Consider the following 14,256-nt stretch of genomic DNA (forward strand, 5'->3'; position numbering starts at 1 on the left):
TCAGATTCCGTAGCTCAGGCGGATGCCAAAAGTCCGGGGACGCAGCGTACCAAAGCGGCTGATCAGGAACGCCTCGGGGTGGATGTAGGTGACCGAATGATCGTCGAAGAGGTTCTCGACATAGACCTGCGCGCCGATATTCCCCTTTTCGATCCCGAAGCTTGCGTTGACGTTCACATACTCGTCGGTTTGCCCGAAGGTGGACAGGCGGACATTGGGATTGCCCGGCTGGTTGGGGAAGCTGCTGTTGTAGCTGCCGATATACTGCGCATTGGTAGCGAAGGTCGCTTCCGTGTCGTCCGACAGATCGAAGGAATAGCTCGCGAAAGTCGATCCCTGCAGGCGCGGGGCCGACAGCCGGTGGCCGATTTCGGCGCCCGAGATGGCGGCTTCCGCCGGGGTCAGTTCGGTGATCTTCGCATCGTTGTAGGCGCCGTTCGCCCCGATAAACCATCCGGTGGCCGGAATGATGCCGAGTTCGAATTCGAACCCCTTGCTGGTCGCCGCGCCGATATTCGTGGCGAACTGCACCGAGTCGCTGACCCGGTTGGCCTGCACCTGGATGTTGCTCCAGTCGATATAGTAGGCCGCGACATTCACCGTCACCCGGCCGTTCAGCCAGCTGGCCTTGGCGCCGACTTCGTAGCTCTTCAGGTCGTCCGAAGTAGCTCCGAACGGGATGATGATGTCGTTTTCCCCGCCCGGTGCCACGCTGGGCCTGCCGGCGGCAGCGTTGACGATCGGGGCGCGGAAGCCCGTGGCAAAGGTCGCATAGGTGGTGATGTCGTCGGTCGGCTTGAACGAGGCCGCCAGCTTGTAGGAAGGCTTGGACCCGGTCGCCTTCACCCCTTCGACTGCCGGATATGGCGTGAATGTGTCGAAATCCAGCGGGATGCCGAACAGCGCGGCGGTGTAATAATTCGTCTGTGCGCCCGGGATGAAAGGCGTGGTGCCGGTGGCGAGGAACCCTCCCGCTTCGGTGAAGCCCTGCGCGGAGATTTCGCCGTAGCGAAGGCCGCCGGTCAGCCAGAACCGGTCGGAGAACCGGTAGGTGAGTTCGCCGAATGCCGCGATCTCCTCGCTGATCGAGTAGGTGTACTGTTCCTGGAAATACTTGTCCGGCAGGCCGGTCAGGCCGCGCTGTTCCAGGAAGTCGAAATTCGAGCGGTAGCGGAAATCGACATCGCGGCGCCGGTTCAGGTAGAACCCGCCAATCACGAATTCGAACGCCCCGCCGAGCGAGGAGGCGAGCCGTGTTTCCTGGACGAACACGTCGTCATAGGCGTCGGCGTCCAGACCGAACGCGATCGGGGCGCCGGGGAAGGAGCCCGGGGCGAAGGTGCCGGCAAGGTCGACGTAGAACCGCTGCCGGAAATCGGAATAAGTGGACGAGCTGGTCAGCTTGGCCCAGTCGAAATCGTATTCGACAGTGGCGTTGGCGATGATCTGCTCGCCTGTGAAGCGATCAGGTTCGTCGGAAATGCGCTTTTCCTCGCCGAGCGAAGGATCGGTCAGCGAGCTGTCCTTGGGATCGCTGTTCTCGTAGGAGCCGAGCAGCTTGATCGACAGCCGGTCGGTCGGCTGCACGAGCAGGATCAGGCGGCCGCCGTAGTCGATCAGCGTGTTCGAATTCTCGACGCCCGTGCCGAGATTGTCGAGATAGCCTTCCTCGTCGCGATAGAAGCCGACCGCGCGCAGGGCGACCTTGTCGTTGACGATCGGCACGTTCACCATCGCGTTGTACCGCTGGCGGAAGGAATCGCCGTTGGTCAGCCCGAAATCGACGAGCGCAGCCGCATCGAAATAGTCGAGCTCCGGGCTCTTGGTGATGATCCGCATGGCGCCGGACAGGGACCCGGATCCGAACAGCGTTCCCTGCGGACCGCGCAGGAATTCGACCCGCTCGACGTCGAACAGGTTGGGATCGACCACCGTGGTATTGCCGATCGTCGAAACGGGGAGTTCGTCGATATACACGGAGACGGTGCTTGAAAGGTTCGCGTTGTAACCGTTGGTGGCGATGCCGCGTGCGGTGAAATTGTTGAAGTTCTGCGTGGGGCGATTGAGGACGACGCCAGGCGTTTCACGGCCGATGCCCTCGAAACCGACGATACCCTTCTTGGTCAGTTCCTCCTGCCCGAAAGCGGAGATCGCGAGCGGCACGTCCTGCAACCGTTCCTCGCGGCGCGTCGCGGTCACGATGATCGTGTTGCCCGAGGGCGCTTCTTCCGCGGTCGGCGAAATGTCCTCGATCACTTCCTCGCCGGCGACATCGGGCCCGGTCGGCTGCGCGCCGTCCGTATCCTGCGCGGCACCCGGTGCTGCATTGATCAGAAGTGCGACCGCCGAGGCGGACGCCAGATACCGTGCCATCATCGTGACTCTCCCATGTGCTGCGACTTTTCGACTCGGTCGCTTGACGGGGGCCTTTTCATTCACACTGTCGATAATGTCAACACTCACTATCAAGCGTGTGAATATCAACAACGGCTGCTTGAGGTGCAGATCGACATTGACGATCCGACTGACCACGAGTATTCACTCACTCACTAGTGAATAAAGAGCCGTACAACGATGCGGCCGGGAGAGCCAGGATGAGCGCCAAGGGCGGGATAGTCGTACAGTGTCCGGAACGCGGCTCGTGAACGCGTCGGTCGCAACGGCGCCACGCGCCATTCGCAAGCCCAGCGGGAAGGACTGGACGATGCTCTCGCTCCTGAGTTTCGTCTACGTCCTGAACTTCCTCGACCGGCAGCTGCTCGCCATCCTCGCCCTTCCAATCCAGGAGACGCTGGATATCACGGACGGGCAGCTGGGCCTTATCGGCGGCCTGTATTTCGCGATGTTCTATACCTTCATCGCTATCCCCGTCGGCTGGCTTGCCGACCGGACCAACCGGGTCACGATCCTGGCGGTGGCCTGCGGTATCTGGAGCGCGGCGACAGTCGCCTGCGGTCTGGCGCGCACCTATCCCGAACTGGTCGTCGCCCGCATGGCGGTGGGCTTCGGCGAAGCGGGCGGGGTGCCGCCGTCCTATGCCCTGATCACCGATACCTTCTCGCCCGGATACCGCGCGACGGCGCTGGGCATCTTCAACCTCGGACCACCCATCGGTGCGGCGGTCGGCATCGCGTTCGGCGCGTCGATCGCAGCTGCGTTCGACTGGCGCGACGCGTTCATCGTGGTCGGCATTGTCGGGATCGTGACGGCCATCATCCTGAAGCTGGTCATGCGCGATCCAGAGCGCGGCGGCACCGACATCACTCGTGACGAGACCGCGTCCACGCCGGCGCCGTTCCTGGGAACGGTCAAGGACTTCTTCCGCAATCCGCTGCTGGTGCGCGCATCGCTGGGGAGCGGCGCGACCCAGTTCGTCACTTACGGCCTGGGCAATTTCGCGGTCCTCTTCCTCATGCGGGAAAAGGGCATGACGCTGGAAGAAGTTGCCCTCTGGTACGCGCTGGTGGTGGGTCTCGGCATGGGGTCGGGCATGCTGGTTTCGGGCCGTTTGCTCGACCGGTTCACGCAATCGTCCCGCACGGCCTATGCGCTCGCACCCGCAATCTCGCTGGCGCTGGCACTGCCCTTCTACCTCGGCTTCGTCTGGGCGCCGGGCTGGGAAATGGCCCTGCTTCTGCTGACGCCGGTCATGTTCCTCAACTACTTCTACCTCTCGGCCTCGATCGCCCTGGTGCAGGACGAGGTTCGCCCGAACCAGCGTGTGCTGGCAGGCGCTCTTCTCCTCCTGGTCATGAATTTCATCGGCCTGGGTCTCGGCCCGACCTATGTCGGTATCGCGAGCGATTACTTCGCGGCGCAGGGCATGACCAATTCGCTGCAAGTTTCGCTCTTCACGCTCACGCCCTTCTTCGTGATCGCGATCCTGATCTTCCTGTCGCTTGCCCGGCGCCTGGGTCGCGAAGTCCGGACCGCTGCCTGATCCCCTTGTGACCGGCCGGCCCGTTCGCAAACGTCAGTCGCGGAACTTGCCGTCAACACGTCGTATTTCACTGCCGGCTTCGTCGCGCAGGCTTTTCGGAAGCAGCGCCTCGGGCATGTCCTGGTAGGACACCGGGCGCAGGAAGCGGTCGATGGCCAGCGTGCCGACCGAGGTGCTGCGGCCGTCCGAGGTCGCCGGGAAAGGCCCGCCGTGAACCATGGCGTGGGTCACGTCGACCCCGGTGGGCCAGCCATTGGCGATAATACGGCCGGCGAGGGTTTCCAGCACCGGCAGCAAGTCGCGGGCCGCGTCATGGTCCGCCTCGTCCATGTGCAGGGTCGCGGTCAGCTGGCCTTCCATCTGCTCGAGCACGCCGCGCAATTGCGCAAGGTCGCTGCACCGGACGACGATCGAGGACGGCCCGAAGACCTCTTCGGAAAAGCCCGGATCGGCGAGGAAGGCTTCGGCGGATACGGTGAAGACCTGCGCCCGCCCGCAAGTTCCCGTTGCCTCGGGCCCGATCCCGACTTGCTCCGCCCCGCTTCTCATTGCGAGCCGTTCGGCAGCCTCGGCGTAAGCGTCATGGATCGAGGGTGTCAGCATGGTCTGCCCGCCGATTTCGGCCAGCGCGGTCCGCGTTTCGTCCAGGAATATATCGAGAGCATCGGACTCCACCGCGAGGAGGATGCCCGGATTGGTGCAGAACTGTCCCGCCCCCATGGATAGCGATCCGACATAGGCCCGGGCGAGGCCCTTCGGATCTTCGGAGAGCCGGGACGGCAGCAGGGTCACCGGGTTCACGCTGCTCATTTCGGCATAGACCGGGATCGGCACTTCGCGATCCGCGGCATGGCGCATCAGGGCAAGGCCGCCGCCGCGCGAGCCGGTAAATCCGACCGCGGCGATGCGCGGGTCCTTCACCAGCGCTTCGCCGAGCGCGTTTTCGGTTCCGTTCAAGAGGGAGAATGTCCCGGCGGGCAAGGCAGCCTGTTCTACGGCTTCCGCAATCGCGCCTGCGACGAGCTCGCTCGTTCCCGGATGGGCGGGGTGGCCCTTCACCACCACGCAGCATCCCGCAGCGAAGGCCGAAGCCGTGTCCCCGCCGGCGACGGAAAAGGCGAGCGGGAAGTTCGACGCCCCGAAGACCGCCACGGGGCCGAGCGGAACCATCCGCATCCGCAAGTCCGGCTTGGGCGGCGTACGCCCCGAATCGGCGTGATCGATCCGCAGGCCCTGCCAGCCGCCGTGCTCGATCTCGTCCGCGAAGAGGCGCAATTGCCCGACAGTACGCCCGCGCTCGCCGTTCAGCCTCGCTTCCGGAAGTCCGGTTTCCTTCATGGCGCGCTGCGTGAGCGTATCCCCCAGCGCGTCGATCTTGTCGGCCGCGAGGCGCAGGAAGGCCGCGCGTTCCGATAGCGGTCGGCCGGCATATTCGGCCTGGGCCCCGGCAGCGGCAGCACAGGCGTCCGCAACATCGTTCGCGCTCGCGCTGGCAAAATTCTCACCAAAGGGTTTGCCGCTTTGCGCGTCCACCGCCTGGAAGTGGCTGTCGCCGTCGCGCCATTCGCCCGCTACGAAATTCTTTCCGGTGATGGCCACGTGGATTCTCCTGCTGGATGCTTGCTTTCGGACGGTCCGTGAAACGAAAATGCAAACGCGCTTGCGCTCGCAATCAATTCGGTCCTAGGTAGCGCTAACATAAATAGCCGGTGTTGCAACCGGATGGTCCGCAAAGGACGAGGGAGAGGGTAGATGGAGACGAACGAAGCCACGCGTGGTGCAAGCGACGCAGGCGCGAACATGGCCCTGATCACGGCCATCGTGGCCGTGGCGACGCTGGGCGGTTTTCTTTTCGGTTTCGACAGCGGCGTCATCAACGGGACGGTCGACGGCCTCCGGATCGCATTCGATTCCGACGATGTCGGGACCGGCTTCAACGTGGCCTCGATGCTGCTGGGCTGCGCGGTCGGCGCGTTCCTTGCCGGGCGGCTGGCCGACGTCATCGGACGCAAGAAGGCCCTGTTGCTGGCCGCGATATTCTTCATCGTCAGCGCTTACGGATCGGGGATCGCGGGCTCTTCGGTAGAGTTCGTCATCTACCGCATCATCGGCGGTTTCGCGGTGGGCGCGGCGAGCGTCCTCGCCCCTGCCTACATCAGCGAGGTCACCCCTGCCCATCTGCGCGGACGTCTGTCCAGCGTGCAGCAGGTGATGATCATCATCGGTCTCACCGCAGCGTTCCTTTCGAACTACCTGCTGGCCGAGTATGCAGGTTCCTCGACCAACAGCTTCTGGCTCGGGTTCGAAGCCTGGCGCTGGATGTTCTGGATGGAACTCGTGCCTGCGACGATCTTCCTGGTGGCGCTGGTTTTCATCCCGGAAAGCCCTCGCTTCCTCGTCTCTCGCGTCCGGACGGGCGATGCGCGCTCGGTGCTCACGCGCCTGTTCGGTGCCGGTTTCGCCGCGCGAAAGGTCACGGAGATCGAGGCTTCGCTGGCGAACGACCATCGCCCTCGTCTGTCGGACCTGCTCGACCGCACGAGCGGCAAGATCCGCCCGATCGTGTGGACCGGCATCGGCCTCGCCGTCTTCCAGCAGCTCGTCGGCATCAACGTGGTGTTCTACTACGGCGCGGTGCTGTGGCAGGCAGTCGGCTTCAGCGAGAGCGACGCGCTCAAGATCAACGTTCTGAGCGGCGCGATTTCCATCGGTGCGTGCCTCCTGGCTATCGCCCTCATCGACCGGATCGGTCGCAAGCCGCTGCTACTCATCGGATCGGTCGGCATGGCGATCACGCTCGCCGTCGTCGCAATCGCTTTCATGAGCGGCGAACTGGTCGACGGGACGCTCGAACTTTCGGACGATGCAGGCCTCACTGCCCTGATCGCGGCCAACCTTTATGTCGCCTTTTTCAACTTCAGCTGGGGTCCGGTGATGTGGGTAATGCTGGGCGAGATGTTCCCCAACCAGATCCGCGGATCGGGCCTAGCGGTCAGCGGCTTCGCGCAGTGGATGGCGAATTTCGGAATCACGATGACCTTTCCGATCATGCTCGGCACGATCGGCCTGACCGGCGCTTACGGGTTCTACGCCATCAGCGCGGCGGTCTCGGTCGTGTTCGTCTGGCTGATGGTCCGGGAAACGAAGGGCATCGAGCTGGAGGATATGCAGGGCTGATCGCGCGCCGGGGCCACTTGGCTCCGGCGGCCGGGATCGAGGTCGACAGTACGATGGAACAGCGCAAGCCGATCAAGCTCGTGGTGCTGGGAGGCGGAACGGCCGGCTGGATGACGGCCGCCGGGATCGCGAAATTGCTGGCGGACCGGGTCGATGTCCACCTGGTCGAAAGCGAGGACATCGGCATCGTCGGGGTGGGGGAAGCGACGCTTCCCCACATCCGCGGGTTCGTGGAGCGGCTGGGGATCGACGAAGCCGCCTTCATGAAAGCGACCCACGCGACTTACAAGCTGGGCATCGATTTCCGCGATTTCGGCCGCATCGGCGAAAGTTACATCCACCCCTTCGGCTCGTTCGGGGAAGAGCTGAATTCGGTCGGCTTCCACCATTACTGGCTGGAACTGCAGCGCCACGGGATGGCCGAACCGCTGGGCGACTATTCGTTGTGCGTGGCCGCCGCACTTGCCAACCGGTTTTCGCCGCCCGCGCAGGACATGTCGCTCGCCTCCACCTATGGCTACGCCTACCAGTTCGATGCGACGCTGTTCGGCCCGTTCATGCGCGAATTCGGGACTGGCATCGGGGTCACGCGCCACGAAGGCCGTGTCACGGAGGTGGAGAGGGACGGCAATAGGGGCGATGTCACGGCGCTGGTCCTTGCGGACGGGCGCCGGATCGAGGGCGACCTGTTCGTCGACTGCTCCGGCTTTCGCTCGCTCCTGCTGGGACAGGAACTGGGCGAGGAATGGGAGGACTGGACCCACTGGCTCCCCTGCGACCGCGCGGCGGCGATGCCGTGCACCCACGCGACGGACGAACTGCGGCCCTACACGACCGCCACCGCCATGCCCGCCGGATGGCGCTGGCAGATCCCGCTGCAGCACAGGATGGGCAATGGCTACGTCTTCTCGAGCGCCTTCATCGACGAGGACGCGGCATGCGAGACGATTCGCGCGGCGGCGGACGGCGAGCCGCTGGCCGATCCGCGGATCCTGAAATTCAGGCCCGGCCGCCGCAAACGGTCCTGGAGCCACAACGTCATCGGCGTAGGCCTGGCGAGCGGCTTCCTCGAGCCGCTCGAATCCACCTCGATTTACCTGGCACAGATGGCCATCACCTACCTCATCGAACTGTTCCCGGAAGACGGGCGGGTGGATCCGGCCGACCGCGACGAGTTCAACCGGCTCGTGGACATGGAATACGACAGGGTCCGCGATTTCCTGATCCTCCATTACCACGCGACGACGCGCGACGATTCCGAGTTCTGGAACCACGTCCGCACCATGGAGGTGCCCGACAGCCTGGCCGGTAAAATGGCCCTCTGGCGCGAGGCGGGCCGGATCGAGAAATATTCCGACGGCCTGTTCTACGATGCGAGCTGGATCGCAGTCTACATCGGCCAGGGCTGGCTGCCCGAACGGCACGACCCGCGCGCGGGCATGGTAGATCCAGCACGGCTGAAGGCGGCCGCCGACCGGCTCCGGCAGGAGATCGCCTTCGAAGTCTCGGCCATGCCGGCGCACCGCGAGTTCCTGCAGCGCGAGAGTGCGCGACTGGCCGACGCGGCGTGAGCTCGGCAAGGGAACCGATGCGGCGCGTCGTGGTCGCAGGTGGCGGTCAGGTCGCAATCCTGACCGCGATCGGCATAAGGCGGGCGCTGCCGCGAAGCGACGTGATCGTTATCGGCTTGCCCCCGGACCGTGCGGCATTTGCGGATTTTGCGGCGACTGCCCTGCCGTTCACCAACCGGCTGCACGACCGATTGGGCGTCGAGGAAGCCGATCTCGTCCTGAAATGCGGCGCGAGCCACAGGCTGATCACCCGTTATCGGGACTGGGGCGGAGGCGGCCAGGCCGGGCTGCTGCCCTATGGCGGGGGACAGGATCCCGCCCTCCAGACCCGATTTGCGCAGGAATGGGGCGGTGGACCGCGGAATGTCAGCCGGGAGCGCCCCGCCGGATCGCTGTCCGAAGTGCTGGCCGAGGCCGGACGGTTCGCCCCGCCGCCGCCGGATATGGAAACGCCGCTCTCGCGGGTGGAATATGGCCTGCGCTGGAACCCGCCGGCCTATCGCGACCTGCTGATCGGGATCGCGCAGCAGCTGGGTATCGCCCATGTGCCCGGCCCGATCGCCGCGCTCGAGCCGGACGATGCCGGCGGGATAGCATCGGTGGCGATCGAAGGCAGCGAGAGGATTGCGGCAGACCTGTTCGTCGATTGCAGCGGATCGGGCGCTGCGCTGGCCGCGGCCATGCCCGGATACGCGCGGATCGACTGGACTTCCGAACTCCCCGTCCGGCGCGTGCTCGTCGGCAAGCCCGGTCCGGCGGTCCTGGCGCTGGAAGACCGGATGTCGCTGGTACCGGAAGGCTGGCGCAGCGAACTGAACGGGCGCGACGGGGTTCAGGTATCTCTCGCCATGGCAGACGGGGGCGCCGAGGATGCCGCGGTGAATGCCCTGGGGGCAGAACCGATCGCTGGGATCGCGCTCAGTCCCGTGAGAATCCGCGATGCCTGGACCGGCAACGTGATTGCGCTGGGCGATGCGGCTGCGCAGTTCGAACCGCTGGGTTTTCTCAATCTCGATCTGGCGCATCGGCAGCTCGACCTGCTCCTCGAAATGCTGCCGGGCCGCGCAATCCTGCCGCCTGAGCGGGCGGAGTATAATCGGCGGGCGGGATTGATGATGGATGCGGTGCGCGACACTCTGGCGCTGCATTATGCGGCGCCGGGGGCGCGGGCGGTTTTCGGCGAACAGGCGGCCGTTCCGGACGCCGTCCGTATCGCGCTCGACCAGTTCGAAAGGCGCGGGCGTCTGCCGTTCCGGGAGGAGGCGCCGTTCCTGAAGCAGGAGGAAATGGAGCTGCTTACGGCGCTGGGTTTCATGCCGGGACGGGCGCCGCAGCATGGTGCGATGGACCCGCGCGAGGTCGAAATGGCGCTGGCGCGGGTACAACGGGATGCGAAAGAAGCGCTCGATTACGCCCCGGACTACCGCCAGTGGATGGCGCACGTTCTGAAGGTCAGCGCAACGCCGACCGGATGATAGCGCGGATGCGCTCGAACAGGTCCGGCCGGGCCGCGCCCAGCACGCCGCGGGCGTGCTCCGGCAAGTGCGCGCCGGGATCGCCGTCGCTTTCGAACGCGTAGTAATCCAGCATGCCGCGCCATACCTCCCGCTGCGCCGGCGGCAGGTGGCGGAAGGCCAGGATCGCGTGGAGCAGCGCGTCGTAGGCGCTGCCGATCCCGTCGGGCTGGCCGCGTGTCCACCAGTAATTGACCAGGATGCTGACCGGCTCCAGCGATTCCACACCGTGCCACCAGCAATAGGGGATGTAGATCGCGTCCCCCGGTTCCAGCGTGGCGACCTGCGCGGTCTTCCACGCTTCCATGAAGCGCGGATGGCGGTCGAGATCGGGCCGGGCGAGGTCCACCATGCTAACCGGCGTGCCGGCGGGGGTCAGTTCGAAGGGCCCGGGATAGAGGTTGGCGATCTGGTCCGGCGGGAAGATCGTGAAGCGCCTGCGCCCGGCGACGCAGCAGGCGATGTTTTCCTTGATGTCGAAATGCGGCGCCACGCGGATCCGGTTGCCGATCCAGATGCGCGGGGCGATATCGGGCAGGAGCGTCAGGCGATTGTCGCGCGCGAAGGCGGGCATGAGGTCCGCGACGTCTTCCGACTGGACCGCCATTCCGGGCGGATCGGGCAGGTCGGCGGCGTGCAGCAGGTCCTGCAGGAAAGCTTCCAGCCGGCCCTGCCCGTTCCTGAAATTGAGGCCGGTCATCGCCTCGTTGTAGAAGAACCGCCCGCGCTGCGACGGCGCGGCCGCGATGGCGGTGACGGGCCGGGTGGGCCCGCAATCCGAAAGATAGCGCACGATCGCCGCATCGCTGTCCCGCGCCTGCCGGACGGCGGGCCATTCGCGCACCAGTCCGCGCAGGACGACCGGCTTCCCCGCAACGCGGATCTCCTCCAGCGCGGCATTGTCTACCGGACCGGCGAGCTCCTCGACCGCGTCGGGCGCGGGCAGGCCGGTCATGCCACGATGCGTTCGGTCGCGGGGATCGCGCTGCGATTGCGGGCGAGGAATTCGTCCTGCGTCGGCATCTGGTCCACCGCCTGCGCGATGACCTGCCCGATATGGGCCAGCCGCTGCTTCGTCTCCTGTTCGTCCAGCATGGCGGCAACGGGGTGGTACCCTTCCGGCTCCACGCCTTGGCCCGCCATCACGGACAGCCAGCTGGTCTCGGTGAAAAGCTCCTCGTGCTCGCGGATCACGCGGCCGGTGGCGCGGAACATCTCCAGCTTCTCGCGCAGGCCGTCGGGCGGCGGCAGTTCGCGGCAATAGCGCCAGAACTCGGAATCGTCGCGCTCGGTCGCCTTGTAGTGCAGCACCAGGAAATCGCGGATATCGACGTAGTCGCGCTCCGTATCGGCGTTGAAGCGATCCGCTTCCTTCCGCCCGAACGCGCTGGTCGGGAAAAAGGCGAGCAGGCGCGCGATGCAGGCCTGCACCAGGTGGATGGCGGTCGATTCGAGCGGTTCCAGGAACCCGCCCGCAAGGCCCAGCGCAACCACGTTCTTCTCCCACGCCCGTTCGCGGTGCCCGGCCACGAAGCGCAGATGGTTGGGTTCGGCCAGCGGCTCGCCGTCGAGATTGTCGAGCAGGATCGCCAGCGCCTCGTCCGCCTCCATGTGGGCGGAGGAATAGACGTGGCCGTTGCCGATCCGGTGCTGCAGCGGGATGCGCCACTGCCACCCGGCGGGCCGCGCGGTGGATCGCGTCAGCGGTTCGCGGTCGCCGGCGAGCGAGCAGGGCATGGCCACCGCCCGGTCGCAGGGCAGCCACTTGCTCCAGTCGCGGAACGGGACGCCCAGCGTCTGGCCGAGGAGGAGCGAGCGAAAGCCGGTGCAGTCGAGGAACAGCTGTCCTTCGACGTCGGAGCCGTCCTCCAGCCGCACGCCGGTGACGAAGCCGCTTTCCCCGTCCTGCAGGACTTCCACGACCTTGCCCTCGCGCCGCACGACGCCCTGCGCCTCCGCCCGCTTGCGCAGGTAACGCGCATAGCGCGCGGCATCGAACTGGAAGGCGTAGGACAGCTTCGACAGGGGCGATTTCGGATTGTCCAGCTGCGGCCAGAAGAACTTGCCGCCCTTCCCGGCCATCGCCGCGATCGAGTACCGGTCGAGCTCCGACGTGTCGCCCGCCGCCCGGCCGCGCAGCCAGAAATGGTGGAATTCGATCCCCAGCATGTCGAGCCCGTAGGTCCCGAAGGGATGAACGTAGGAATGGCCCGGGCGCAGCCAGTCGACGAACTCGATCCCCAGCTTGTAGGTCGCGTGGGTTTCCCGCACGAATTCGTTCTCGTCGATGCCGAGCATGTTGTTGAAGGACAGGATCTGCGGGATCGTCGCTTCGCCCACGCCGACCGTGCCGATCGCCTCGCTTTCGACGAGTTCGATGGAGAGGCCGGGAAAGCCGCCCAGCACCCGGGACAGCGCGGCCGCGGCCATCCAGCCCGCCGTCCCGCCGCCCACGATCACGATCCTGCGAATGGGCTCCCCGTTCATGTCGCGCCTCCGGCCGCGAAGGCGGGCATGGCATTGTCCGCGTGCCAGGCCCCGGCCTGCTTCAGGAACTGTTCCTGCGAGGGCAGCCGTTCGGCGACCATCCGGTAATTCTCCCGCATCTGCTGCAGGGCCGACCCGATCTTGGCCTCGTCCAGCGTATCGGCGATCGCGTCGTAGCCGTCGGGATGGATATTCTGGCCCAGCAGCACCGCGATCCAACTGGGCTGGGCGAACAGTTCCGCGTTCTCGCGGAAGACCCGGCCGTGTAGCTTCCACAGCGCCATCTTGCGGGTCAGGCTCTCGGGCACCTCCATGTCGCGCACGTAGCGCCAGAAGGGCGTGTCGTCGCGCTGCGTCGCCTTGTAGTGGAGGATGATGAAGTCGCGCACGTCCTCGTAGATCTCGCGCATTCCGCGGTTGTATTCGTCCCGCTCCAGCGGGCTGACCGGCTTGTCCGGGAACAGGGCGAACAGGCGCGCGATGCCGTTCTGGACCAGGTGGATGCTGGTCGATTCGAGCGGCTCGATGAAACCGGACGACAGGCCGAGCGACACGACGTTGTGGTTCCATGCCTTGCTGCGCATCCCTGTCAGGAAACGCAGCGTGCGCGGTTCCGCCAAGGGTTCGCCTTCCACATTGTCCAGCAGGATGCGGCGCGCCTCGTCCTCGTCCATGAACCGGCTGGAAAAGACGTGGCCGTTGCCCATCCGGTGCTGCAGCGGGATGCGCCACTGCCAGCCCGCGCCATGTGCGGTCGCGCGGGTGAAGGGATCGGGCGGGGCGATATTGGCGGTGGGCAGCGCGATCGCGCGGTCCATCGGCAGCCAGGCGCTCCAGTCCTCGTAGCCGGTGCCCAGCTCCTCCTCGATCAGCAGGCCGCGAAAGCCGGAGCAGTCGATGAACAGGTCCGCCTCGATCCGGCGTCCGTCCTCGATCCGCACTGCGGTCACGTCGCCCGTTTCCGCATCGCGCTCGACCCCGGTGATCCGGCCTTCCTGGCGGATCACGCCCTGGCGTTCGGCGCGGCGGCGCAGATAGGCGGCATAGAGCCCGGCATCGAAATGGAAGGCGTAGGCGATTTCGCTGACCGCCGACCGCGCGCCCGGTGCCGGCCGCCCGAAGGCGGAGCGGGCGGCGGCCATGGTGCTCATCGAATATTCGCCGATATCGCCCGTCCGGTCCGGTTCCAGCCGGCGCTGGCGCAGGTAGAGCTGGTGGAACTGGATGCCGTGGAAATCCTGCCCGTATTCGCCGAAGGGGTGGAAATACCGGTCGCCCGGGCGGCCCCAGTTGCAAAACTCGATGCCCAGCTTGAACGTGCCGCGCGTCTCGCGCAGGAATTCGTTCTCCGGGATGTCGAGCATCGCGTTGAAGTTGCGAATCGGCGGGATGGTCGCCTCGCCCACGCCGACGGTCCCGATCGCGTCCGATTCGACCAGCGTGATGGTGCGCCGGCCATCGTCGAAGAACTTCGACATGGCGGCCGCCGCCATCCAGCCGGCGGTGCCGCCGCCGACGATCGCGACGCGCTCTATCCGCTTCGCGGTAACGTTATCACTCATGCCCT

Annotated in this window: 9 protein-coding genes; 4 read left to right on the plus strand and 5 right to left on the minus strand. The window is 65.8% G+C overall.

Going from position 1 to position 14,256, the window contains the following annotated elements; all coding sequences use genetic code 11:
* Window positions 1–2,376, minus strand: a complete 2,376-nt coding sequence (locus tag AB1K63_RS10840; RefSeq protein ID WP_366960158.1) for a TonB-dependent receptor — start codon at window positions 2,374–2,376, stop codon at window positions 1–3.
* A 328-nt stretch (window positions 2,377–2,704) separates the two neighbouring features.
* On the opposite strand from AB1K63_RS10840, the gene AB1K63_RS10845 reads away from it, so the two are divergent.
* Window positions 2,705–3,940 carry an MFS transporter gene (locus tag AB1K63_RS10845; RefSeq protein ID WP_366960159.1) on the plus strand — a complete coding sequence of 412 codons (1,236 nt, stop codon included), beginning with the start codon at window positions 2,705–2,707 and terminating at the stop codon, window positions 3,938–3,940.
* Window positions 3,941–3,973: 33 nt separating this feature from the next.
* Here the strand turns inward: AB1K63_RS10845 and AB1K63_RS10850 are convergent, their stop codons facing one another.
* Window positions 3,974–5,539, minus strand: a complete 1,566-nt coding sequence (locus AB1K63_RS10850; protein WP_366960160.1) for an aldehyde dehydrogenase (NADP(+)) — start codon at window positions 5,537–5,539, stop codon at window positions 3,974–3,976.
* A gap of 153 nt (window positions 5,540–5,692) precedes the next feature.
* Here AB1K63_RS10850 and AB1K63_RS10855 point away from each other — a divergent pair, with 153 nt between their 5' ends.
* The 3 genes from AB1K63_RS10855 to AB1K63_RS10865 are packed head-to-tail and all read left to right on the plus strand — an operon-like array spanning window position 5,693 to window position 10,163.
* Window positions 5,693–7,117 carry a sugar porter family MFS transporter gene (locus AB1K63_RS10855; RefSeq protein ID WP_366960162.1) on the plus strand — a complete coding sequence of 475 codons (1,425 nt, stop codon included), beginning with the start codon at window positions 5,693–5,695 and terminating at the stop codon, window positions 7,115–7,117.
* A 17-nt stretch (window positions 7,118–7,134) separates the two neighbouring features.
* Entirely contained in the window at window positions 7,135–8,688 is a 1,554-nt protein-coding gene (locus AB1K63_RS10860; protein ID WP_366960163.1) for a tryptophan halogenase family protein, read from the plus strand.
* 17 nt (window positions 8,689–8,705) lie between these two features.
* The gene (locus AB1K63_RS10865) at window positions 8,706–10,163 is read left to right on the plus strand and encodes a tryptophan 7-halogenase (RefSeq protein WP_366960164.1); all 1,458 of its coding nucleotides are present in this window, start codon (window positions 8,706–8,708) and stop codon (window positions 10,161–10,163) included.
* Here AB1K63_RS10865 and AB1K63_RS10870 read toward each other — a convergent pair.
* Genes AB1K63_RS10870 through AB1K63_RS10880 form a run of 3 tightly spaced genes read right to left on the minus strand, consistent with a single transcriptional unit; the run spans window position 10,141 to window position 14,251 of the window.
* Window positions 10,141–11,157, minus strand: a complete 1,017-nt coding sequence (locus tag AB1K63_RS10870; protein WP_366960165.1) for a cupin-like domain-containing protein — start codon at window positions 11,155–11,157, stop codon at window positions 10,141–10,143. The two genes, AB1K63_RS10865 and AB1K63_RS10870, sit on opposite strands and share 23 nt — an antisense overlap.
* Window positions 11,154–12,689, minus strand: a complete 1,536-nt coding sequence (locus AB1K63_RS10875) for a tryptophan halogenase family protein (protein ID WP_366960166.1) — start codon at window positions 12,687–12,689, stop codon at window positions 11,154–11,156. Before AB1K63_RS10875 ends, AB1K63_RS10870 begins: the two co-directional genes overlap by 4 nt.
* Window positions 12,686–14,251 (minus strand): tryptophan halogenase family protein, encoded by a 1,566-nt coding sequence (locus tag AB1K63_RS10880; RefSeq protein WP_366960167.1) that lies wholly within the window; start codon window positions 14,249–14,251, stop codon window positions 12,686–12,688. The genes AB1K63_RS10875 and AB1K63_RS10880 overlap by 4 nt, the downstream gene beginning before the upstream one ends.
* Window positions 14,252–14,256: the final 5 nt, after the last annotated feature.

The sequence above is a fragment of the Qipengyuania sp. JC766 genome, assembly GCF_040717445.1.
GTDB lineage: Bacteria > Pseudomonadota > Alphaproteobacteria > Sphingomonadales > Sphingomonadaceae > JC766.